Source organism: Bacillus ndiopicus (assembly GCF_000612805.1).
Classification (GTDB): Bacteria; Bacillota; Bacilli; order Bacillales_A; family Planococcaceae; genus Metasolibacillus; species Metasolibacillus ndiopicus.
This window is the reverse complement of sequence record NZ_HG964406.1, coordinates 1-22,255: the sequence shown is the minus strand read 5'-3', so window position 1 is coordinate 22,255 and position 22,255 is coordinate 1. Positions and strand designations below refer to the sequence as shown.

The following is a 22,255-nucleotide window of genomic DNA, read 5'->3' as shown; positions in this document are numbered from 1 at the left end:
AAAATGTTAACAAATTTCATTATAACTGATTCTTCTAGCAATTGCATGCACTCTCGGGTATTTCTACTCTTGCAGGTTACCCTATTTATTCGCTATTATAAATAGGAAAGAATAAAGAAATTTGAGGGTAAAAATTTTTTATGAAAAATCCATATTTGTACGGTTATTTACCGTTGTTCACCATTTTATTGTTTAGTTTGACATTCGGTATTTTTACCGTCACACAATCGCTGGAGTTTTTTAAAGCGATTGGCGTTTATACAGGAATGCGTGAATTTTTGTCTGATTTAGAGTTACGTATGTTTTTACTAATTGTGTTTGCACTTATTTTCTTCATGATGTTTTCTGCATTTAAGCTTATTGGGGAAACTATACATGAATTAGGAATGCTGTTTTTTTCAAGCGATAAAGCTGGGGAAACGATGAATGTAGCACGTGGAGGCTATGTTATATTCTTTTTCGGTGCCTTGTTATCAGCATTCGGTATTCAATCCTTTATTATATTGTTTGCTATTTTTTTATTAACCATTTTCATATACTTTATTTATACTGTGTATAAGATGAGTAATTTCATGTCAATTGGTGGTATGATTGGTCTAATATTCTTTGAAATTTTAGTTTGGGCATTATTTATTGTTTTAATCCTTTATGTTGTAATAAAGCTTTATAATGGCGTGCTAGCAAGCTTGCCATTTGCGAATTAAAGAAAGGAAGGGGCTGTCTGAAAAGGTATTACTTTTTCGGACAGCCCCTGCTTTTATAATAAATATATTGTACCGAACGCTACGCTTTCGGTACAGTAACCATGTGCTCCTGCGGTAGTCACACTATCCTCGTCGCAAAGGAGCCGTCTCAAAATGGCTTTTCAGACGGCTCCTTTATTTTTATAATCAAATCAATTCATAATGGCATTAAAAATCGCGAAATGGATTTGGTAGCGTTCAATTGCTTCCATTGAGCGAGGCATATCGTAGCCAATCCAAACAGCAGCAGTTTCTGTGTCTGTTAAGCCAGCTAGCCAGAAATCTTTAAAATCATTCGTTGTGCCTGTTTTTGCCCCGATATAATTTGTTGTAGTATAGAGTCCGACACCAGTCCCATGTGTGACAACATCTGTTAGCATTGATCGCATGTAGCGTACCGTTTTTGGTGACCAGATAACAGAACGCTCAGTAGGCCATTTATATAGAACATTTCCTTGTAAATCCGTTACTGTACGAATGGCGTGGGCTTGAGAGTATGAGCCATCGATAAAGCTTGTATAAGCATCGGCCATTTCAAGTGCTGTCACCCCATATGTTAATCCGCCAAGCGCAGCAGCGTATGATCGGTCTTTAGGGTCAAGTGAATGGAAATTAAACTTTTCTAAATAATTGAAAGCTGTATCAACGCCAATTGTATTATAAAGGCGTAGCGCACTTGTATTGTAGCTATAACGGAAAGCTGTTGATAAGGATACTTGACCGTAAAGCCCTCCACCATAGTTTTGCGGACAGAAAATACCAACACAATAGGCTCCACCACTTACTGTAGAAGTAGGTGAGTAATCTGTTGATTCAAAATACGGTGCATAAACGATTAAAGGTTTAAAAGCAGAACCAGGTTGACGAGGTGTTTGATAGGCACGATGTAAATCGAATTTTTTATAATTTTTGCCTCCATAAATGCTTGTAATCTCCCTCGATGCATTATCAATTACAACCGCGCTTGCTTGCAGTTCTGGTAATGATAGAATTTGGTCGATTGCTTGCTCATCATGTAGTTGCTTAGCAGGATCAAGCGCAGTATGAATAACGGCCCCTTGCTGCAGTAGCGATTGTACTTTATCCTGTAGCTTTGCTTGTAGCTGTTCTTTTTCTTGCGCTGTTTTGGCATTAGCAATTAAAATATCTAAGCCTTCATTTTGTGCGACCAGCCATTTTAATTCTTGCAAAACGTATGTACTATATGCAGGGTACGATTGTATCTTTTGCTTAACATTGAGTTTAATAGGTAAGCTTTTATGTGTTTCTGCTTCAGCTAATGTAATAACATCATGATCCACTAATGTTTGCAATAAACGCTCCTGCCGTGCTTTTGTTTGCTCAAAATTTTTCAAGGGATCATATAAAGATGGATTATTAGGAATTGCTGAGATAAAGGCGATTTCTGCCAATGATAGTTCATTTAGCGATTTACCAAAATAATAAGTTGCTGCACTCTCGATGCCATATACTTGATTGCTAAAATAAATTTCATTCAAGTACATATTTAAAATTTCCGTTTTACTGTAGCGCTTTTCAAGCTCATAGGAATAAAATATTTCCATTAATTTTCGTTCGTATGTTTTTTCCTCTGACAAATAGCGCATTCTCACTAATTGTTGTGTAATCGTACTACCACCTTGTTGTACGGCTTGTTCAGATGTATTGATCACAAGCGCACGAGCTATTGCACTTAAATCAAAGCCAATATGCTCGTAAAAATCACTATCCTCGCTGTAAATGAAAATGTCCTTTACAATCTGTGGGATATTTTCAAACGGCAGTGGCTTTCTCCATTCTACATATTCCTCACTATACACATTGTTATTTTGATCTAATAATGTGACAGGTAGCTCAGAAATAATATTTGGTAATTCGATTGATTGCTTCATTTGGTTTTCAAATGTTCTTGCTGCTTCGATTTCATAGGAAATTTCCCCGCTTAAAACAAACAAAAGGGGAAAGCAGCTAATAATAATTAGAAAGCCAGAAAATTTTTTCATAAAATATGCCTCCGATAATGATTTATCATAGCATAATGTAAGTGTTTCGGGAATGACTAAAAACTCGTTCAAGCACTTGTTCAAGCATTTAAAAAGAGAAATTATTTTGGGGATTTTAAAGAATGCCTTCATTTTTTGCAAGTTAACATTATAAAACAACAAAAAGCTGCCCAAAAAGCGGCGCGTTAGCCTGCTTTTCAGACAGCTTCCTTATGTCATGCATGTTCTTTTAACATATCATCCATATATTGCTTTGGTGCTTTTTGGACAAAGTGTAAAATAATAAAAGCTAAAAGGAATAATGACCCCGTAACATAAAAGACTGATGGAATATTAATTAAGCCGCTCACAACTCCACCAATTACAGGACCGATAATATTCCCAAAGAAGCGGAAGCTTTGACTATAGCCCATAACTTCGCCTTGAATAGCAACTGGTGCATCACGGCGGATAAGTGCAGTAGTAATAGGAATTAATCCACCAGCCACAATACCGAATAAGAGACGTAATAAAATGAGCTGCCATAATGATGTTACGAGTGCCTGTGGTACAACAAAGATGACACAGCAAATTAATAAACCAGTCAGCACGCGTTCGTAACCAATTTGGTCGCTTAAGCGACCCCAGAAACGCGCAAATAAAATATTGCCTAAGCCTGCTGCACTAAATGCTATACCCGCAAGCATCGCAACATCGGTGGCTGTTGTTAAATGCGTTACATACAAAGATAGTAATGGCTGAATGCTAAAATTCCCAATTTGAATTAAGCTTGTAACAATCATCACGTTAAACATGAGACGGTGGTGAAAAATTGCCCATAAAACATTTTTACGAGAATAAATTGCACTTTTTTTCTTTTGGATTATTTCAGGCTCATGAATACCAAAAATAATAATAATTCCCGAAAGGGTGATAGCTGCTGCTGTAAATACAAAGGTATAGGTAAAACCAAAAGTATCAGCAAGCAAGCCTCCGATAACAGGACCGAATAAAGTACCACCTACGCTTCCCATTTGCAAAGTACCTAGCGTTTTCCCTGCGATTTCTTTTGGGGTATGTCGGCTAATAAATGCTATAGATGTCGGGATAAATCCTGTTACAATCCCCATAAATAATCGCAGTATAAAAAACTGCTCAACATTTTGTACATAGCCCATTAAAAAAATGCTAATCGCAATACCAAAACTATTAATAATCATAATTGGCTTATAGCCATATTTATCCGCAATGCGTCCCCAAATCGGCGACATTAAAAAAGCAGTAACAAAAGTTGCAGCAAAAATAAAGCCTGACCATTTTTGCACATAGCTTTCCGAAAAATCACCAAGTGTATCAATGTAAAGTGAGAGGAATGGCATAATCATTGTAGCGGATCCTGCAACGATAAAGTTTGCGATTAAAATAATAATAAAATTGTGTTTCCTATTTTTCATAGTGAGTCACTTTCTTTCCAACTTAGTATTAATACTCAGCAGAAGTACGGGACAACTAAAAATAAGGTTTAGCTGAGAAAAGATATTGACATACAGTATAACTTATTTCGTGACACGAAGGAAGTAACTTGATTGTGAAAAGCGGAAAAGTGAAAAGAAATATGTTAGAATAAAAAAGATTAATGATTAAATTTAAAGGAGAGACACTTATGTTTCCACAATTAACGACAGAGCTAAATGCAGGCGAAATTTTAGTAGAAATGAACACAACAATGGGGTCAATTAAAATTAAATTATTCCCAGAGCATGCACCAAAAACAGTTGAAAACTTTTTAGGACATGCTAAGTCAGGGTATTATAACGGTATCATTTTCCATCGTGTAATTTCTGATTTTATGATTCAAGGTGGTGACCCAACTGGTACAGGAATGGGTGGCGAATCAATTTGGGGCGGTTCTTTCGAAGATGAATTCCACCAAGATTTATTTAACTTCCGCGGTGCATTATCTATGGCGAATGCTGGCCCAAACACAAATGGTTCACAATTCTTCATCGTGCAAATGTCACATACTCCAAGCGATATGATTCGTCAAATGGAGCAAGCAGGCTTCCCAAAAGAAGCAATTGAGTATTATGCTGAACACGGTGGGACACCATGGTTAGACCATAAGCATACAGTATTTGGTCATGTAGTTGAGGGCATGGACATTGTAGATAAAATGGCCAATGTAAAAAAAGGTATGCATGATAAGCCACTTGAAGATATTAAAATCGAATCAATTACAATTTTTGAATAATTAATTGAGAGAAGTGTGAAAAAATGACTTCATTCTTATTAAATTTTGGCTTTCTTTATTTCCCAGAAGATAAATCGACTTATTTTCCAGCATTTCTAGAAATACTTCTTTTATTAGTACTATGCTTTTTTGTACTTAAAATCATACGTAAATTTGCTAAAAAGCAAGAGCTTGCAGCAAAGGAGCTTGAAGCACGTGCATTAGCGGAGCGTGATGAGCGTATGAAAAAGGAAGCACAGCAATAAAAAAAACCGCTTCGGCGGTTTTTTTGCTACATCTAATTAGTGGTAATTATTATGATGGAAATAAACAATCAGTGAGATCGCGAGGGATACTCACTGATTATTTGTTGAAGGACGGTCACTTTTATTTATACAATTCCTGATACACAATCACCTTTAAAGCAAGCTGCTCCTCTAGTGTTAGTTTTCCTTCAATTTCTTGAAGTACTTCTTCCTGCGAAAGTGTACCGTTTTCTGCTTTAACGCGAAGATCATTTAATGCGGTCACACCCACTTTTTGAATCAACACCTTTGTTGCCTCTTCCTTAGTTGTAAAAGGTAATTCACTAGGATCAGCCGCTTTTGCCTCCTCCATATAGCCTGCCAATGTCGCATCTTGCTCAATCACACGCTTGACCGTTTCGATTTGGCCGCTATCTACTAATTCCGTTGTCACTGTTTCAGATACTTTTTCTGAAATAAATTGTATACCGAAATGATAAACACCATAACCCACTAGCCCCAGCACAATAGCCGTGATTGATAAAAATTTTATTACTTTCATGCGAAAATGCCTCCATTAATAAAAATCGCAATACACACGCCAGACAAGATTTGAAGAAGATGAATTTTATTTAGTTAGCAAGTGCTTTTTTAAAACGAGCAACGCCATCTTCAATAGTTGTAAATGGACAAGCAACATTTATACGGAGGAATCCTCGTCCTGCTTCGCCATATTTTGTTCCTGGCTCTAAAGCAAGCTTGCCAATTGTTAATAGGCGGTCCATCATCTCTTTTTCAGATAAGCCTGTACCGCGGTAATCAATCCACATTAGGTAAGTGCCTTCAGGCTTCGCAACAGAAATACCTTCTAATTCATTTAATTCGCTCATTACATAATCCATATTTGTTGCTACGTATTCAATCAATTCGTCTAACCAGGCATCACCATATGTGTATGCAGCCTGCACAGCAGCAGAAGCGAATGCATTTAAATCCATTTTACCATGTGCTGCAGCGTTTTGCTCTAGCTGCAGGCGTAAATCTTCATTAGGTACAACCATCATAGCAGCTTGAATGCCAGCTAAGTTGAACGTTTTAGTAGGGGCGATACAAGAAATAATTTTTGCTTGCTCGCTACCTGCTACTGTCAATGTAGGTATGAATTTTGCACCTGGTAAAATGACATCCGCATGAATTTCATCTGCCAATAAATAAACATCATACTTGATGCATAGTGCAACTAGCTCCTCTAATTGCGCGCGGCTCCATACAACACCTGCCGGATTATGAGGGTTACATAGTATGTATAGCTTAACGCCTTGTTTAAATAGCTCTTCAAGCTGTACGAAATCATAAGTGTAAGAGCCATTTACTTCTACTAAATCGCATAATACAAGCTCACGCCCTTGATTTTGTGGCACGTTTGAAAACGGTGGGTAGACAGGTGTTGAAATAGCTACTTTATCGTTTGGCTCTGTAAATGTTTCAATAATACTTGCAATTGCTGGGACGACACCATGGTGGAATAAAATTGTTTCTGGTTGAATTGTCCATTGATGGCGACGCTCATACCATTTAACAATTGCTTCTTTACAGCCACCACAAACGTATGAATAACCAAATACAGGATGTTTTAAGCGCTCTTCAATAGCTTCAATTACTTCTTTAGGAGCAGCAAAATCCATGTCTGCAATCCACATTGGTAAAATATCGCTAGCATCTTCAATATTAAAAATTTGTTCCATACGATCCCATTTGTAAGAACGAGATTTACGACGATCAACAATCGCATTAAAAATTGACATAAGTAATCACTCTTTCCTTTTAATAATTTTATCCCGTATAAACGGAAAATTTATAGATGAAATATAGATGTGAGCCGAAAATTCGCAATACGGCTAACATGCAGTGAAGCACACAAGTATTGTCACGGACTACGAGAAATAGCTAGTTTGTGCTTTTCTAATAAAATCAGCGAGGAAATAGTATAACCTCGTTGATTTTAGTTTTACTTTATTATATGTTATCATACGAATCATATAAACATAATTATTTAGGGGACTAGTAAAATTGGAAAATATCGAAATGAATCAAAAGGCTGTTAATGCGCTTGAGGAATGGGACCCATTTCATTTAGGGGCAAGTAGCTATGAGACAGAAACTGCAGATGTAGTTGCTGCTTTACAAGGGATAGATGACCCAAGCAGTCTAGCAAAGGTTATTCAAACTGTTTATGAACACTCTTATGAACAGTGGATTCCATTTGAGCAGTGTGTTGAAATGGCCTATAAATTAATTGCGATTAAATTTGAAGCGAAATGCATTATATAAAAGGATGTGTTTGAAAAGTGATTTGTGCTGCGATTATTCATCACAAAATACTTTAGATGCGACCACCGTAGATGCACAAGTTTCTAGCAAATATTTAATATAAAAGTAGTGGCTGTCCAGAAGGGTATCTCCTTCTGGATAGCCACTTTTCAGCATTTTCCTCAGCTTATTATGCCACGGATTAAAATAATGGAAATTGCAACTGGAGCTATATAGCGCACGATTATATACCAAATTGTAAATAATAGTGGGGCTGTTTGAAGCTCTTGCTGTGTAATTTGTTTTTTATAATGATAGCCAACAAATAGTGAAATAAAGAATGCCCCAATTGGCATCGCAATACTATTTGTTAAATAATCTATAAAATCAAAAATAGGTTTATTAAAGATAGTCACATTTGATAATACACCGAAAGATAGAGCGCTTGGGATACCAACAATAAATATAATGGTAGCTAATAACCATGAAGCCTTTTTACGTAAATATGTTCGTTCGCCAATACTGTTAGAAATAACAACTTCAAGCAAGGAAATAGCAGATGTTAACGTTGCAAACAATAATAAAATAAAGAAAATAATTAAAAGTATTTGACCAAAAGGAAGTTGCTCAAAAACAGCAGGAATCATCATAAAGACAAGTCCAGGTCCTTCTGTTGGCGAATAGCCTAGCGCAAACACCGCTGGAAAAATAACAAGTCCTGCAAGTAAAGAAATAATAATATTCATTATCGCAACATTAACGCCTGAGTTAACAATATTTTCTTTCTTCGGTAAGTATGAAGCATAGGTAATCATTATACATATTCCAACACTAAGCGAGAAAAATGCTTGACCGAGTGCCATTAAAAATGTTTCGCCATTAAAATATGACCAATCTGGTACAAACATAAAGCGTACACCTTCCATTGCACCATCAAGTGTTAGTGAGCGAATACATAACAAAACGAAAAAAATAAATAATAGCGGCATTATCCATTTGCTTGCTACTTCAATGCCATCTTTAATACCTGCTTGTACAATTAATAATGTAATAAGCATAAATACGCCCTGCGCAATAACAACTTCAATCGGATTTTCAATGACTTGCTGAAATAGCTGTGAAAAATCAATACCCTGTCCTGATAGGCTAAACGTCAGTGCGCGCATTAAATAGCTTAAAATCCATCCCCCAACAACACTATAAAAAGATAAAATTAAACCGCTTGTAATCACACCTAGCCAGCCAACTAAAAACCAAGGGCGATTTGATGCTTGTTTTTGAAAGGATTGAATGGCACTTGCTTGTCCACGACGCCCAATCATAAATTCAGCAATTAAAATAGGGAGCCCTAATAATAATGTGCAAATAATAAATAACAGAATAAAAACACTGCCTCCGTTTGTTCCAACCATGTATGGAAACTTCCATATAGCGCCAATACCAATAGCACTACCAGCCGCAGCTAAAATAAAACCAATCTTTGATGCAAAATGCTCTCTCGAAGCCAAAGAAAACCCTCCTTAATTGTAAAACAAGTATTTATTCTACAATACTTTTAACAGAAATAAAACTTTATCTTGATTTAGTGGTTGGACAAAAAAATCAAAGTAAAGCGCCGCTGGATGTCAAAGGTGTTGGGGAAAGGCTTGCCCGTCGCAAGATAATTAGCTCGAAAAAAATTAAGCCAAGGTGTAATTGATTTAAAACTATGTAACAAAAGCGATAAAACAATCGTATCATTGATAAGGAAAGTGAAAGGGGGAAGGGTTATGGAACAGTTGCTTTTAAAGCGAGCAGCTAATGGGGACAAGGAAGCATATGCCGAGCTTGTTCGATTGCATTATAAAACGGTTGAAAAATTCTCCTTTCAATGTGGTGTGCATAGCAATGATATACAGGATATTACACAAGAAGTATTTATTAAGCTGTACCGTTTTATAGAGCATTTCGACAAAGGGAAATTTACGACATGGCTGTACAAAATCACTTTAAATACAGTGCGCGATTATTATCGTAAGGAGCAGCGCGAAAAAAGAAAAAAGGATAAATTACAGCAGGAGGTAGTTCCAGCTATACATATGGATACAGATGATTTAACGCTACATGAAGCTATTTTAGCGTTGGGGGAAAAGTACCGTACGCCAATCATTTTATATTATTTTCATGATTGTAAGTATGAAGAAATTGCAGAAATTTTATCGATTTCAATGTCTACAGTTAAGGTGCGTTTAATGCGTGCGAAGGAGCAATTAAAAGCAATTTTGCAACAAGGAGGGGTGAGCTAATGGATGATAAACGATTAGAAATGCGTATGAACAAGCTGAAAAAACATTATGAAAGTATGCCCTCATTAATAGATGTTGATGCGATTACAACAAATTTGCCAGAGAACCCACCAAGAAAAAGATCAAAGCGCGGTCACTGGTTTATCGCAATAGTTAGCGCATGTATTATGGCGATTTTAGTACCATTTTATATAACGCAACAACAGGATATGCAGGCTTTTAATGAGGTAGAACGCTTAAATAATGAACGCTATGCCTTAGCACAAAAGGAGTTTGAGGAGTGGCGTCAATCTTTAGCGGTTATTTATAAAGAACAGAAGGAGCTACAGCGACAAGCTTTACACTTAACAGAGAATCAATTTAATTCTTTAGCCTATGTACAAGAAGCAGAAGGAAGGTATCAATTTTACACGAGCGATGAGGCAATGCAAAGATATTCGAAAGGAGCTTGGCAAAGTCAGTTAAATATTGTTCAAAATAATATTGTAGAGCAATTAGACTCTCCGTTATCTATGTTAGCGAAGCCACAAGTATTTCAAGATGACAAAGAAGAAATAGCATATTTACAAAGCTATATTGCAAAGATTAAAGCACTGGATCAACTTTACCGTTCGATTGAATACACACCTGAAATCATCGCAGCAGCAAAAGACGAAGGTTTTGTATTGACAGAATTTAATGCAAAAACACAGTTAGCTTTTGATTACACGCTTATTCAAAAAGAACTATTTCATACCTTTTCACCTGAAACAATAGGCTTTTTTGAAGTGTTAAAAATGGAGCGCTATATTTACGCAGGGGAGCTTGTTGTTTCAGCTAAGGAGGCAGCTAAATCAGCCTTGCTTTTAGAAAAAACATTATTAGTTGAACAGTATGATGAATACAATAAGCATTTGAAAAATAGCTATGAATTCATAATGTTAAAGCTATTTACTGGTGGAGAAGCATACCCTATCAAAAATCAGGACGGCACATACAATCAAGATTACATTCATCTTCTACAATTTCTTATCGCTGAAGACAGCGCTGTAGCGTCCATTGCAACGTCGATTTTGGCAGAAATTGCAGCAACTGGAGAATCGGCAACCATTGAAAATATAGATTATCGCGATATTTGGAATGCTATGTTGTTAGTAAAATACCCGTTCTAGTGATACAACTCACCTCTTTGCTAGGGGCGTTCCTTTGTTCTGTGTAGTGCATTATGTTATAATTTAACATGACATTTTCGTATATAGACACAGAAGGTAGGATCGTAGGATGGAAAAACAATACAAAGTAGGTGACGTGCTAACTGGAAAAGTAACTGGAATACAACCTTACGGAGCGTTTGTGGCTTTGGATGAACAAACTCAAGGGCTTGTACACATATCAGAAATCACGTATGGATTTGTAAAGGATGTTAGCCATTTTTTAAAAGTTGGCGATGAAATTACCGTAAAAATTTTGGAAATTGAATCGGAGTCACAAAAAATTAGCTTATCAATTCGTGCGTTGCAGGAAGAGCCTACCCATCTGAAAAAGGAGCAACGCAAATCATTGCAGGAGCGACTGGATGAGGATGATGCAGCAGGTTTTCAGCCACTAAAGGATAAACTGCAGGAATGGATTGAACAATCAGGTCAGAAATAGCGAACAAGAGAACCCCCTAAAGCTTGTATTGAACTGTACCCCCAAGTGTTAGATGTATCTAACACTTGGGGAGAGTTCATAAACATGCTTATGGGGTTTTACTTTTCAATGCTTGCTGCAAAATTTTTGATATATTATTTCAGGTTATTGTGTACGCCAATCGTATGGTAGCAAATCCTTTAACTTCACAATAGTGTAAGCAGTGACCATTACTTCGGCTTCAAGGTTTTCTGCTGCTACTGGCTTAAAAACTCTCTACACCTTCCGCAAGGTGGGAAAATTGTACCTTCTGAGTTGACTGCAATTACTTTTGTTATTATGTTTTCACCATTTGTAATCATGGAGGCTGCTGCTGCATGCTCTGCACAAAATCCCATTGAACAAGCTGTATCGATGCAGACACCAACGTAAATATTGCCATTTTGCGTTAAAATGGCGGCTCCAACACTACCTGACTCTGCCCATTGTGAGAGTTTTCTAGGTTTTGCAACTGCATGTGCTTGAAGTTCACTAAACTCCATTGCTATTTGCGCCCCTATCATATTGCTTCCACTTTCGCAGACGGTATTGCAGATTTTGTCTGCTCATACCGAGCGCAGCAGCGGCTTTTGTGACATTGCCGTTATGCATTTTCAATACATTTTCAACGTAAAACATTTCAGCCTCTCGCAAGTATTCATCAAGCGGTAGCAATTGCTCATCATATAAAATCAAACTTGTTGGTGTATCGGCCTGCTGTACTTTAAAGCGGAAGTGAAGTGGTAGCATTTCGAATGTTACGACATCTTCATTTGTTATGACCGCAGCAATCTCATCAAGCAGCAATTCTAATTCCTTCAAATTCCCTGGCCAATCGTGGCTCATAAATAATCTCATAACTTCAGGCGATAAACCTTGAATCGAGGAGGCAAAGCGTGCACGGTGGCGAGCAAAATAATCTGTGACAAACGGCTCGATATCTTCTTTACGTTCGCATAAAGGAGGGATAGAAATCGTTAAATTTGCGAAGAAATAATACAGTTCCTTTAACAATTGCCCATCGCTAATTAAGTCGATAGGATCACCGCCAATACTACCGATAATCATATGCTGTGTTACCGACAGCTCTTTTAAAATATGGAGCAGCTGCTCCTGCATTTCAATCGATAAAAATTCAATGCGTTCAAAGAAAAAGGTATAATTACCTCCAGCCTGTAAATGATTGCGGATTTTTTCTGCAATACGCTCATCACGTCTACTGAAAAATGTAATAAAGTCATCATTATTTGGCAATAATGCATGATGAATACTTTCAGCAATTAAATCTTTACCAGTACCAGAATCTCCAATAAGTAACACAGGTATACGAGCATGTGCTGCTTTTTTTGCATGTGTCATCACTTGTTGCATTGCATCTGAAACAGCAGAAATAGTTTCAAATGTAAGCGGCACACCATATCTTCTTAAAGGCTGATAAATCAGCTTTTCTAGTGATGTAATGTCACGTGCAAATTCAATTGCACCAATGAGTTTATCTTGATCAAAAATAGGGAATGTGTCATTTAACGTTGTAATTTCATGTCCATCTTTATTGCGATACGTTTGTTTTACATTCATTTCCTTACGCTCGGTTTGCAGAACGCGCCATAATGTACTATCTTTTTTGCGAAATGCAAAAAGCTCAAAGAGGGAATGGCTTGTCATTTCTTCAAAAGCATAGCCTTCAATTTCCTTCATTTTTGCATTATAAAGCAATGTTTTGCCCTCGGTATCAATTGCGTGAATCCCTACAGAAATATGCTCAACTGCATGTATGTAAAAGGGAATGAGTTGTCTTTGCTGTTCAAACAATGCAAGCACCTCAAATTTTCATAAATTTTTTAAAAGATAATACTTGAAAAAAGCAATAATCTTTTGCATTATTATAAATATAAAGTGTAATTAAGTGCAAATTTTTTTTGCACGAAATTCCATTTCATTTATAAAAATTACTTAGGAGGATTTTTCATGATTCCATATAAACACGAACCATTCACTGATTTTACACAACAAGAAAACAAAGATGCATATTTAGCGGGCTTAAAATTAGTTGAGAGCTATTTAGGTCAAGACTATCCGTTAATTATCGGTGGCGAGCGCATCACAACTGAAGACAAAATCGTTTCTTACAATCCAGCTAAGAAAACAGAAGTGATTGGTAGCGTATCGAAAGCTTCACGTGAACTTGCAGAAAAGGCAATGCAAATTGCAGATGAAACATTCAACACATGGAAAAAAGTAGATCCTGCTATTCGTGCAGACGTATTATTCAAAGCAGCAGCGATTATCCGTCGCCGTAAATTTGAATTCTCAGCTTTATTAACAAAAGAAGCTGGTAAGCCATGGAATGAAGCAGATGCAGATACTGCTGAAGCAATCGACTTCTTAGAATATTACGGACGTCAAATGCTACGCATTAAAAACGGTCAACCAGTAGAAAGCCGTCCAGGTGAATATAACCGTTACGACTACATTCCATTAGGTGTTGGTATTGTTATTTCTCCATGGAACTTCCCATTCGCAATTATGGCTGGTACAACAGTAGCAGCAGTTGTTACAGGGAACACAGTATTATTAAAACCAGCTTCAACAACTCCAGTTGTAGCTTACAAATTTATCGAAGTATTAGAAGAAGCAGGTTTACCAGCAGGCGTAGTGAACTACGTACCAGGTAGCGGCGCAGAAGTAGGTGACTATTTAGTTGATCACCCACGTACACGCTTCATCAGCTTCACAGGTTCACGTGATGTTGGTTTACGTATCAACCAACGTGCTTCTGTTTTAAATGATGGACAAATTTGGATTAAACGTGTTATCGCAGAAATGGGCGGTAAAGATACAATCGTTGTTGATAAAGAGGCAGATCTTGAATTAGCAGCACAATCAATCGTGAAATCAGCGTTTGGTTTCTCTGGTCAAAAATGTTCAGCATGTTCACGTGCAGTAATCGTTGAAGATGTATACGATCAAGTTGTTAATCGTGTAGAAGAGCTTACAAAAGCTTTAACTATCGGTGACCCAGCTGATCCAACAAACTTCATGGCAACAGTAATTGACCAAGCTGCATTTAACAAAATTACAGAGTACATTGAAATCGGTAAAGGCGAAGGCCGTCTAGTTGCTGGTGGTACTGCAGATGATTCTGTTGGTTACTTTGTAAATCCAACTGTATTTGCAGACGTAGATCCATCTGCACGTATCATGAAAGAAGAAATCTTTGGACCAGTTGTAGCGATTGCAAAAGCAAAAGATTTCGATCAAGCAATTGAGATTGCAAACGACACAGAATACGGTTTAACTGGTGCAGTTATTACAAATAACCGCCTTAACTTAGAAAAAGCACGTGAAGACTTCCATGTAGGAAACCTATACTTCAACCGTGGCTGTACAGGTGCGATTGTAGGTTACCAACCATTCGGTGGTTTCAACATGTCAGGAACAGACTCTAAAGCTGGTGGTCCAGACTACTTACAATTACACATGCAAGCTAAAACAACTTCAGAAATGCTTTAATCAATCACACCTCAACTAACTTTAGTCCAGATTTTTTTCGAGTGAGTTCGAAAAATGTGATGGGGTACTATCTTGATTCAGCGAGTGTGCAAACATTCGCTGAATCAAATGCTAAATAAGCCTGTATCCCGTACCTTATAAAGGTGGAGGTCTTTGGTTGAGGCAACAAAAAAATAGCGGGCGGACAAGTAGTGTGCTCGCTGTTTTATGTGCGTAAAAAGCAGGATACTTACAATGCATGTTGTAAGTTTTGCAATGAATTAGTTAATTTTACGTAAAATTCATATGTCATGTATGCAAATATGTAAAAATTGCTGAAAAATATTTAAAATGTGACAATTTTATAAACAAATTTATGTTGAGATATGTTACAATATGGGCGATATCAAAAAACAATTAAAAATGTTAAAGAGGCGAATTAATAATGGCTGAAAATTTAAACCTATTTACATCAACACAAGATGTCATTCAAGAAGCGTTACAAAAACTTGGTTACGATGAAGCGATGTATGAATTGCTAAAAGAACCACTTCGCATGTTAGAAGTACGCATTCCAGTTAAAATGGATGATGGTACAACAAAAGTATTCACTGGTTACCGTGCGCAACATAATGACGCAGTAGGACCAACAAAAGGTGGGGTTCGTTTCCACCCAGCTGTTACTGACGAAGAAGTTAAAGCGCTTTCAATGTGGATGACATTGAAATGTGGAATTGTAGATTTACCATATGGTGGAGGAAAAGGTGGCGTTATTTGTGACCCACGTCAAATGTCTATGGGCGAAGTTGAACGCTTAAGCCGTGGCTACGTACGTGCTGTAAGTCAAATCGTTGGACCAACAAAAGACATTCCAGCGCCAGACGTATTTACAAACGCTCAAATTATGGCATGGATGATGGACGAGTATAGCCGCATGGATGAATTTAACTCACCAGGCTTCATCACTGGTAAACCGCTTGTACTTGGTGGCTCACAAGGGCGCGACCGTGCAACAGCTGAAGGTGTAACAATTGTTATTAAAGAAGCAGCGAAAAAACGTGGTATCGATATTGAGGGTGCTCGCGTAGTAATCCAAGGCTTCGGTAATGCAGGAAGTTTCTTAGCGAAATTTATGAGTGATTTAGGTGCAAAAGTGATCGGTATTTCTGATGCTTATGGTGCATTACACGATCCAAACGGTTTAGATATCGACTATTTATTAGACCGCCGCGATTCGTTCGGTACTGTAACAACTTTATTTGAAAATACAATTTCAAATAAAGAGCTACTAGAATTAGATTGTGATATTTTAGTTCCAGCAGCAATCGAAAACCAAATTACTGCTGAAAACGCACATAACATTAAAGCAAACATTGTTGTAGAAGCTGCAAACGGACCAACGACAGCAGAAGCAACGAAAATTTTAACAGAGCGCGGCATTCTTTTAGTGCCAGATGTATTAGCATCTGCTGGCGGTGTAACAGTATCTTACTTCGAGTGGGTACAAAACAATCAAGGTTACTACTGGACAGAAGAAGAAGTGCGTGAAAGATTAATTCAAAAAATGGTAGAAGCATTCGAAAACGTCTACACAACTGCAACAAACCGCAATATTAACATGCGTTTAGCTGCGTATATGGTAGGTGTTCGCCGCACTGCTGAAGCATCTCGTTTCCGTGGTTGGGTGTAATAAGCTAGACATAACATTGTAAAATAAAGCGCATGAAATCAAGATTTTCTAAACTTGATTTCATGCGCTTTTTGAAGTTTGATTAACTATATTTTACTTAATAAATGTTTGAATGCGGATAGTAGAATATTTTCTGTATAAGTTAAGTGAAATCTGATTACCAGTAGTTAAATGAGCCAAAACCATAATGAAAAAGCTAATTCATCTAGCTTTTCCAAATTCTATATTTTCAATTTTTCGTAAACTCTCCTTCCTTATAGCATCATGCTGTTTAGTTTTTGTCTAGTCGGAGTTAGTATCATTAAGGAAAAAAGGGTTTTGACTATGGCGATTATTGTTAGTTTATGTATCGCTTTTGTAATAGGGCTATTAGTTTGGCAGAAGCAAAAGCTGAAAAGGAAGCAAAGGGAAAAGAAGCAATTAATATTACAACGTTTAGAAATACTCATAAAATCAAATCCATCACATTCAAAAAGAAAGAAAAATTAAACTGTAAGGATGCAAAAATACATATAATCTAAATGTCATTAATATAATTAGCGGAAATAATAAGAAAAAGGAGCTACACCAGCAGCTGGTAAGCTTCTTTTTGTATGCATAATTCTATTATTTGTTACAAACATAGAATCATTTCGTGTTTTTGATGAAGAAATGCGAATTTTGTTGAATTTTGTTCAGTTTTTGTATAGCTAAATTTTTTAAACTAGATAAAAATGTGGGGGGAATAAAAATGCTGAAAAATTTATTACAAGAACGAACTATTCATATTGAAAACATATCAAGTTATTTTAATAGTAAATTAATTGGGTTGTCGAATGATGTAGATGTATTAGGCATTCGAGCAACTACATTAAAAGTGCAAGACCAAAGTGTTGCAGCTAGCTACATTGTAGATAATAAAATTTATTTAAAAAGCTTACGTCCAGGAGAAACAATTATAACGCTTACAGATTGGAGCGACAAAGCTTTTATTAAACTTACTGTGCTTAATTCGGGGGATATTGTTACGGAGGTAACACCTTGTTTAAAAAATAAAAAAATAATTCCCGTATATTTTAAGAGAATATTAGATGCGACTGCAATTGCAGTTGATTTAAAGGGAGCGTTGAAAAATTATTTAATTTCAGAAGGGAAAATCGGTGAGGGTGATTTAATTGAAGAGGTGCATTATCAATCATTACATCCAAATGTGCTAAATCATTCTATAAATGGACGCTTTATTTTAGGCTGCCATGTAAATGGCCTCCCTTTAGCCAATAATCAGGAATACGCATTAGCAAATCGTATTGTTACATTAAAGTTTTCGGAAGTTAATTATCGCCGTAGAGGTATAAAGATTTCTTTAAACGAAGACTTCTTAATTACCTTTATGATTACAGATCAAATTAAGGATATTTGACTTAATTCGTCAAAAGTCACACACTTCAAACTTTAGCTAAGTGGCGAGTAGTTCGCATATTCTTAATTTGCTATTTTCAGGTTAAACGTGAGAAAATGAAAATAGCCTTGAAAGGAGAGGAATTATGAATCCATTTACATTTTATAACCCTGTAACGCTTCATTTTGGAACAGATGCAATAGAAAAATTGCCACAGGAACTTGCGAAATATGGTGATAAAGTGCTTGTTGTATACGGTGGAGGTAGCATTAAAAGCAATGGTGTCTATGATGATGTGCTAGCTATCTTGAAACAAGCGAACAAACAGGTATTTGAATTAGCTGGTGTCGAGCCAAATCCACGTGTTGAAACGGCTCGTCTCGGTGCAGAAATTTGTAAATCTGAGGGGATTGACCTTGTCATAGCTGTTGGTGGGGGATCAGTCATTGATTGTTCAAAGCTAATTGTTGCAGCCGCTAAATATGATGGAGACGCTTGGGATTTTGTTATTAAAAAAGCTTTTGCTAAAGAAGCATTACCATTAGGTGTTGTTTTAACTTTAGCTGCGACAGGCTCTGAGATGAATGCAGGCTCTGTTATTACAAATATGGAGACGGAAGAAAAATTCGGGTGGGGCAGCCCAGCAGTATTCCCAAAATTTTCGATTTTAAATCCTAAATATACGGTGACTGTTCCAAGAAATCATACAGTGTATGGAATAGTTGATATGATGTCGCATATATTCGAACAATATTTCCATAATGCTACGAATACACCAGTTACAGATGGTATGTGTGAAGGGGTATTGCGTGCTATTATGGAGGCAGCCCCAAAATTAGTGGAAGATTTAGAGAATATCGCACTACGTGAAACGATTTTATTAGCTGGAACAGTTGGTTTAAATACCTTCTTATCGATGGGCTCACGTGGAGATTGGGCTTCACATGATATTGAGCATGCTGTATCGGCGGTGTATGATATTCCACACGCTGGAGGCTTAGCTATTATTCAGCCACATTGGATGCGACACGCAGTAACAGAAAATCCAGAGCGCTTTGCTGGACTGGCGGTTCGTGTCTTTGATGTAGAAGCAGATGGAAAGTCAGTTGAGCAAATAGCGTATGAAGGTATAGATCGCTTATCGGCATTTTGGACTTCATTAGGTGCACCGAGTCGATTGGCAGACTATGATATTGATCAAACTCATTTTGATAAAATAATTGAACATACAATGTGTAACGGTCCATTCGGTAATTTTAAAAAGCTTCAAGCAGAAGATGTACGTACAATTTTAGAAAACGCACTATAAAAAAACGGACTAGAAGGTTTATAAACTTTCTAGTCCATTTTTATGATTTGAAATGTTTATTCTGAAGGATTTTGAACAGGCTTTTCGCCCACGTGCTGCCAATTGAGTTGACCATCATCTTCATCGAATAGAATTACTACTTCAGTAACACCTTTTTGACTTAAAATAAGGTGTGTTAAATAATCTCGCACATCATCCAAATAAGCAAGAGAAAGTTTTGGATCTGCCTCTGCAACAAGCTCAACATGTAAAAATTCCCCTTCTTTAATAACCTCTAAACGAACGATATCTTTTACATTTGGCTCTTCCATAACTAAGTGGGCAATATGGTTAAGCATTTCTTGATCCGTTTCTCCAATAGCACCTCTCGCATTATCTAAAAACACGCGACCAACTACGTAAAACATCATAAGACCAATGACCATTGAAACAAGTCCTTCAAGTCGATAAAAGCCTGTAAAGTGAGCGATTAAAATAGCACTAAATGCAAGTAGGTTACCGCTAGTAGCTACTAAATCCTCCATCCACACAAGCTTCGTAGCAGGTTTTGCACGTTTTAAATATCGCACCGATTTTGGAATAGAGCTAAATCCACCATCCTCGACGCCTGCTTCATGGAGCACTTCTTTAGCAGCTTTATGCAAAACGCTTAATTCCATTATTAGTCCGATTGCTAATACACTAAGTGCGATTAACATCCCATTCGACTCTGTAGCTGGGGATACGAAATGATGCCAGCCTTCTTTTACCGTTTCATAAGAAAGTATACCTACGATTATGACTGCACCTAGACAAACTAAATTAATCAGACGTCCAAAACCATTCGGAAATTGTGGTGTTGGAGCCTTTTTTGATAAAGCAGACCCGATAAAAACGAACAGTTGGTTAGCGGCATCCCCCAAAGAGTGCATCATTTCTGCAAACATTGCAACATTTCCAGTTAAGGCAAAAGCAACTCCTTTAATAATTCCTAAAAAAGCATTAACAAATGCGGCAAGCAAGGAAGGTTTGTTACCATCTTTAAGTAGTGTGAAAAATTCTCGCATAAAAGTCTCCTTTGAATAATCAAGATAATAGTTCAATTTCAATTTTTTCTATATAGTGTCGAGTATGCAAATCCTTATATAGTAATAATGGATTTTGTTCAATAGAAGTAAAGCGAATTGTTACTTCGTGTTCAGTTGTATCATTTGCTACTAGCGTATCACTTATACGGATATTTTCAACGTACATTTCATGCTGCTTCATGTAAGTAAGTAACAGTGAGATATCTTCATGGTCCTTCATTTGTACTTTTAATGAAAATTCTCGTGATCGCAAACGTTTAGGACCAATTTTATTTAAAAATGGCGCAAGTAGCTCAATACCTATAACCACCACTACAACAGTCATAAAAGCTTCGGCATAAAACCCTGCTCCCACAGCGATACCAATTCCTGCTGCTCCCCAAATCATTGCAGCGGTAGTCAGCCCTGTAATACTATCATTTCCTTTGCGTAAAATTACCCCAGCTCCAAGAAAACCAATTCCACTTACGACTTGTGCAGCTAGACGCAGAGGATCCATCGTAATATTAATATCGTTTCGAGCGGGTGTCATATAAGCAGTTTCGATTGAAATAATGGTCAGTAAACAACTAAACGTTGCAATAACTAAACTTGTTTTTAATCCAACCGGCTTCTTTTTCAATTCCCTTTCAATCCCGATAATTAAACTTAAGCCAGCAGCAATTGCTAACTTAATTAAGACTTCCATTGAAAAGGTTTCAGTGAGAATGGGTGACAAGAGTTCTCCTCCTTTTTTAAATAAAAATCGTCTATTGATAATGCGTTATATTACTGTAAAATGAATGGATGTACAAGAAAAATTTTAGTGAGGATCACAGCAATGAATAAACCTATTATTAATCCTTATATCCCAATTATTATTGGTGTTATTTCAGTATCGTTATCAGCAATCCTAGTAAAATTGGCAAGTGCTGACGCGGGAGTTATCGCATTTTATCGTATGCTGTTTTCAGTTGTGCTTATGCTCCCAGTTTTTTTGTGGAAGTATACGGGGGAAATAAAGTTATTATCAAAAAAGGATTGGCTATTTTCGTGTATAGCAGGTGTCTTTTTAGCTTTTCATTTTATTTTATGGTTCGAGTCATTAAATTACACATCCGTAGCTAGTTCCACAGTTCTTGTTACGATGCAACCGCTATTTGCTTTTGTCGGGACTTACTTTTTCTTTGGTGAAAAAATTTCGTTGAAAACAATTGTCGCTGCAACAATCGCTATTATAGGAAGCGTTCTAATTAGTTGGGGTGATTTTCAAATTAGTGGTACAGCTTTATATGGAGATGTTTTGGCATTAATTGCTTGTGCGCTAGTAACAGGATACTTATTATTTGGGCAAGATGTTCGAAAAAGAATTTCACTTGTCACATATACAATGGTTGTTTATATGAGCAGTACCGTTTGTCTTTTCTTCTACGTATTATTAAAAGGGGAATCGTTTGGTCCGTATCCTGGAATGGAATGGGTTTGGTTTATACTGCTTGCCATCATACCAAATTTGCTAGGGCATACTTTATTTAATTGGTCATTAAAGTTTGTCAGTACAAATGTATTATCAATTGCTATTTTATTTGAGCCAATTGGCGCTGCTATATTAGCTTATTTCGTTTTTAAGGAGTATTTAATAGTAACTCAAGTTGTTGGAGGTATTGTTGTACTTGCTGGAATACTGCTGTTTGTAGTGGATTTTAAAAAAATAAAAAGTTTTTTTAAGAAAACTATTGATTTATAGTTTTATATGGTATATATTATTACTTGTCCTTAACGACAACGAAGTAAGAAAAACAAAATAAAAACTTTTTGTTGACAACGAGTTAAGGATAAGTTATAGTATAAAAGTCGCCGCTGAAAAACGGTTGCGACAACAAAATGAACCTTGA

The 22,255-nt window shown here is 36.7% G+C and carries 22 protein-coding genes; 13 read left to right on the top strand and 9 right to left on the bottom strand.

From position 1 onward, the window contains the following. Positions 1–140: 140 nt before the first annotated feature. Positions 141–704: a DUF5366 family protein gene (locus TY13_RS11575; RefSeq protein WP_042476003.1), complete on the top strand. Its 564-nt coding sequence runs from the start codon at positions 141–143 to the stop codon at positions 702–704. A gap of 191 nt (positions 705–895) precedes the next feature. On the opposite strand, the gene TY13_RS11570 is transcribed toward TY13_RS11575, so the two are convergent. Then, positions 896–2,746, bottom strand: a complete 1,851-nt coding sequence (locus tag TY13_RS11570; protein ID WP_042476001.1) for a transglycosylase domain-containing protein — start codon at positions 2,744–2,746, stop codon at positions 896–898. A 215-nt stretch (positions 2,747–2,961) separates the two neighbouring features. Beyond that, positions 2,962–4,179 carry an MFS transporter gene (locus tag TY13_RS11565; protein WP_042475998.1) on the bottom strand — a complete coding sequence of 406 codons (1,218 nt, stop codon included), beginning with the start codon at positions 4,177–4,179 and terminating at the stop codon, positions 2,962–2,964. Between the two features lie 209 nt (positions 4,180–4,388). On the opposite strand from TY13_RS11565, the gene TY13_RS11560 reads away from it, so the two are divergent. Then, positions 4,389–4,976 (top strand): peptidylprolyl isomerase, encoded by a 588-nt coding sequence (locus tag TY13_RS11560; RefSeq protein WP_042475996.1) that lies wholly within the window; start codon positions 4,389–4,391, stop codon positions 4,974–4,976. 23 nt (positions 4,977–4,999) lie between these two features. Further along, complete coding sequence (locus TY13_RS11555; protein ID WP_042475994.1) at positions 5,000–5,221, top strand: hypothetical protein; 222 nt, start codon at positions 5,000–5,002, stop codon at positions 5,219–5,221. Between the two features lie 121 nt (positions 5,222–5,342). Here TY13_RS11555 and TY13_RS11550 read toward each other — a convergent pair whose 3' ends face one another. Together TY13_RS11550 and TY13_RS11545 are read right to left on the bottom strand one after the other, a co-directional pair. Then, positions 5,343–5,762 carry a hypothetical protein gene (locus TY13_RS11550; protein WP_042475992.1) on the bottom strand — a complete coding sequence of 140 codons (420 nt, stop codon included), beginning with the start codon at positions 5,760–5,762 and terminating at the stop codon, positions 5,343–5,345. A gap of 70 nt (positions 5,763–5,832) precedes the next feature. Then, positions 5,833–7,005 (bottom strand): MalY/PatB family protein, encoded by a 1,173-nt coding sequence (locus TY13_RS11545; protein WP_042475989.1) that lies wholly within the window; start codon positions 7,003–7,005, stop codon positions 5,833–5,835. Positions 7,006–7,270: 265 nt separating this feature from the next. Here TY13_RS11545 and TY13_RS11540 point away from each other — a divergent pair, with 265 nt between their 5' ends. After that, complete coding sequence (locus tag TY13_RS11540) at positions 7,271–7,531, top strand: DUF1871 family protein (protein WP_195891692.1); 261 nt, start codon at positions 7,271–7,273, stop codon at positions 7,529–7,531. Between the two features lie 161 nt (positions 7,532–7,692). On the opposite strand, the gene TY13_RS11535 is transcribed toward TY13_RS11540, so the two are convergent. Further along, positions 7,693–9,018: a sodium-dependent transporter gene (locus TY13_RS11535; RefSeq protein WP_042475987.1), complete on the bottom strand. Its 1,326-nt coding sequence runs from the start codon at positions 9,016–9,018 to the stop codon at positions 7,693–7,695. Between the two features lie 261 nt (positions 9,019–9,279). Here TY13_RS11535 and TY13_RS11530 point away from each other — a divergent pair, with 261 nt between their 5' ends. The 3 genes from TY13_RS11530 (at position 9,280) to yugI (ending at position 11,427) form a co-directional block, all read left to right on the top strand. Next, on the top strand, positions 9,280–9,795 hold the full coding sequence (locus TY13_RS11530) for an RNA polymerase sigma factor (protein WP_042475985.1): 516 nt from the start codon (positions 9,280–9,282) through the stop codon (positions 9,793–9,795). Next, on the top strand, positions 9,795–10,946 hold the full coding sequence (locus tag TY13_RS11525; RefSeq protein ID WP_042475981.1) for a hypothetical protein: 1,152 nt from the start codon (positions 9,795–9,797) through the stop codon (positions 10,944–10,946). Before TY13_RS11530 ends, TY13_RS11525 begins: the two co-directional genes overlap by 1 nt. Before the next feature lie 109 nt (positions 10,947–11,055). After that, positions 11,056–11,427 (top strand): S1 domain-containing post-transcriptional regulator GSP13, encoded by a 372-nt coding sequence (gene yugI / locus TY13_RS11520; RefSeq protein ID WP_042475979.1) that lies wholly within the window; start codon positions 11,056–11,058, stop codon positions 11,425–11,427. Between the two features lie 236 nt (positions 11,428–11,663). Here yugI and TY13_RS11515 read toward each other — a convergent pair whose 3' ends face one another. Together TY13_RS11515 and TY13_RS11510 are read right to left on the bottom strand one after the other, a co-directional pair. Further along, positions 11,664–11,948: a cytidine deaminase family protein gene (locus tag TY13_RS11515; protein ID WP_042475977.1), complete on the bottom strand. Its 285-nt coding sequence runs from the start codon at positions 11,946–11,948 to the stop codon at positions 11,664–11,666. Next, entirely contained in the window at positions 11,938–13,257 is a 1,320-nt protein-coding gene (locus tag TY13_RS11510) for an AAA-type ATPase lid domain-containing protein (RefSeq protein ID WP_042475975.1), read from the bottom strand. Before TY13_RS11510 ends, TY13_RS11515 begins: the two co-directional genes overlap by 11 nt. A gap of 156 nt (positions 13,258–13,413) precedes the next feature. Here TY13_RS11510 and pruA point away from each other — a divergent pair, with 156 nt between their 5' ends. The 5 genes from pruA (at position 13,414) to TY13_RS11490 (ending at position 19,314) form a co-directional block, all read left to right on the top strand. Beyond that, positions 13,414–14,958, top strand: a complete 1,545-nt coding sequence (gene pruA, locus TY13_RS11505) for an L-glutamate gamma-semialdehyde dehydrogenase (RefSeq protein WP_042475973.1) — start codon at positions 13,414–13,416, stop codon at positions 14,956–14,958. 424 nt (positions 14,959–15,382) lie between these two features. Continuing rightward, positions 15,383–16,627 (top strand): Glu/Leu/Phe/Val family dehydrogenase, encoded by a 1,245-nt coding sequence (locus TY13_RS11500; protein ID WP_042475970.1) that lies wholly within the window; start codon positions 15,383–15,385, stop codon positions 16,625–16,627. 374 nt (positions 16,628–17,001) lie between these two features. Continuing rightward, positions 17,002–17,148, top strand: a complete 147-nt coding sequence (locus TY13_RS20730) for a hypothetical protein (RefSeq protein WP_154661597.1) — start codon at positions 17,002–17,004, stop codon at positions 17,146–17,148. A 209-nt stretch (positions 17,149–17,357) separates the two neighbouring features. Next, a complete protein-coding gene (locus tag TY13_RS11495; RefSeq protein ID WP_042475967.1) occupies positions 17,358–18,026 on the top strand; it encodes a hypothetical protein in 669 nt (222 codons plus the stop codon). 124 nt (positions 18,027–18,150) lie between these two features. Then, positions 18,151–19,314 carry an iron-containing alcohol dehydrogenase gene (locus TY13_RS11490; RefSeq protein ID WP_042475966.1) on the top strand — a complete coding sequence of 388 codons (1,164 nt, stop codon included), beginning with the start codon at positions 18,151–18,153 and terminating at the stop codon, positions 19,312–19,314. A 56-nt stretch (positions 19,315–19,370) separates the two neighbouring features. Here TY13_RS11490 and TY13_RS11485 read toward each other — a convergent pair whose 3' ends face one another. Both TY13_RS11485 and TY13_RS11480 read right to left on the bottom strand, forming a co-directional pair. Then, positions 19,371–20,360, bottom strand: a complete 990-nt coding sequence (locus TY13_RS11485) for a cation diffusion facilitator family transporter (RefSeq protein ID WP_042475963.1) — start codon at positions 20,358–20,360, stop codon at positions 19,371–19,373. Positions 20,361–20,379: 19 nt separating this feature from the next. Then, positions 20,380–21,099, bottom strand: a complete 720-nt coding sequence (locus tag TY13_RS11480; protein WP_407637726.1) for an MgtC/SapB family protein — start codon at positions 21,097–21,099, stop codon at positions 20,380–20,382. Positions 21,100–21,201: 102 nt separating this feature from the next. Between TY13_RS11480 and TY13_RS11475 the strand changes: the two genes are divergently transcribed. After that, positions 21,202–22,107: a DMT family transporter gene (locus TY13_RS11475; RefSeq protein WP_042475957.1), complete on the top strand. Its 906-nt coding sequence runs from the start codon at positions 21,202–21,204 to the stop codon at positions 22,105–22,107. The last annotated feature ends 148 nt before the right edge of the window (positions 22,108–22,255 follow it).

What these genes read in the sequence shown, in the direction of transcription:
- TY13_RS11475 (WP_042475957.1), top strand. Translation starts at nt 21,202, where the DNA reads ATGAATAAACCTATTATTAATCCTTATATCCCAATTATTATTGGTGTT.
- TY13_RS11560 (WP_042475996.1), top strand. Translation starts at nt 4,389, where the DNA reads ATGTTTCCACAATTAACGACAGAGCTAAATGCAGGCGAAATTTTAGTA.
- TY13_RS11525 (WP_042475981.1), top strand. Translation starts at nt 9,795, where the DNA reads ATGGATGATAAACGATTAGAAATGCGTATGAACAAGCTGAAAAAACAT.
- TY13_RS11550 (WP_042475992.1), bottom strand. Translation starts at nt 5,762, where the DNA reads ATGAAAGTAATAAAATTTTTATCAATCACGGCTATTGTGCTGGGGCTA.
- TY13_RS11575 (WP_042476003.1), top strand. Translation starts at nt 141, where the DNA reads ATGAAAAATCCATATTTGTACGGTTATTTACCGTTGTTCACCATTTTA.
- TY13_RS11530 (WP_042475985.1), top strand. Translation starts at nt 9,280, where the DNA reads ATGGAACAGTTGCTTTTAAAGCGAGCAGCTAATGGGGACAAGGAAGCA.
- TY13_RS11495 (WP_042475967.1), top strand. Translation starts at nt 17,358, where the DNA reads ATGCTGAAAAATTTATTACAAGAACGAACTATTCATATTGAAAACATA.
- TY13_RS11500 (WP_042475970.1), top strand. Translation starts at nt 15,383, where the DNA reads ATGGCTGAAAATTTAAACCTATTTACATCAACACAAGATGTCATTCAA.
- TY13_RS11565 (WP_042475998.1), bottom strand. Translation starts at nt 4,179, where the DNA reads ATGAAAAATAGGAAACACAATTTTATTATTATTTTAATCGCAAACTTT.
- TY13_RS11545 (WP_042475989.1), bottom strand. Translation starts at nt 7,005, where the DNA reads ATGTCAATTTTTAATGCGATTGTTGATCGTCGTAAATCTCGTTCTTAC.
- TY13_RS11490 (WP_042475966.1), top strand. Translation starts at nt 18,151, where the DNA reads ATGAATCCATTTACATTTTATAACCCTGTAACGCTTCATTTTGGAACA.
- yugI (WP_042475979.1), top strand. Translation starts at nt 11,056, where the DNA reads ATGGAAAAACAATACAAAGTAGGTGACGTGCTAACTGGAAAAGTAACT.
- TY13_RS11485 (WP_042475963.1), bottom strand. Translation starts at nt 20,360, where the DNA reads ATGCGAGAATTTTTCACACTACTTAAAGATGGTAACAAACCTTCCTTG.
- TY13_RS11515 (WP_042475977.1), bottom strand. Translation starts at nt 11,948, where the DNA reads ATGGAGTTTAGTGAACTTCAAGCACATGCAGTTGCAAAACCTAGAAAA.
- pruA (WP_042475973.1), top strand. Translation starts at nt 13,414, where the DNA reads ATGATTCCATATAAACACGAACCATTCACTGATTTTACACAACAAGAA.
- TY13_RS11555 (WP_042475994.1), top strand. Translation starts at nt 5,000, where the DNA reads ATGACTTCATTCTTATTAAATTTTGGCTTTCTTTATTTCCCAGAAGAT.
- TY13_RS11570 (WP_042476001.1), bottom strand. Translation starts at nt 2,746, where the DNA reads ATGAAAAAATTTTCTGGCTTTCTAATTATTATTAGCTGCTTTCCCCTT.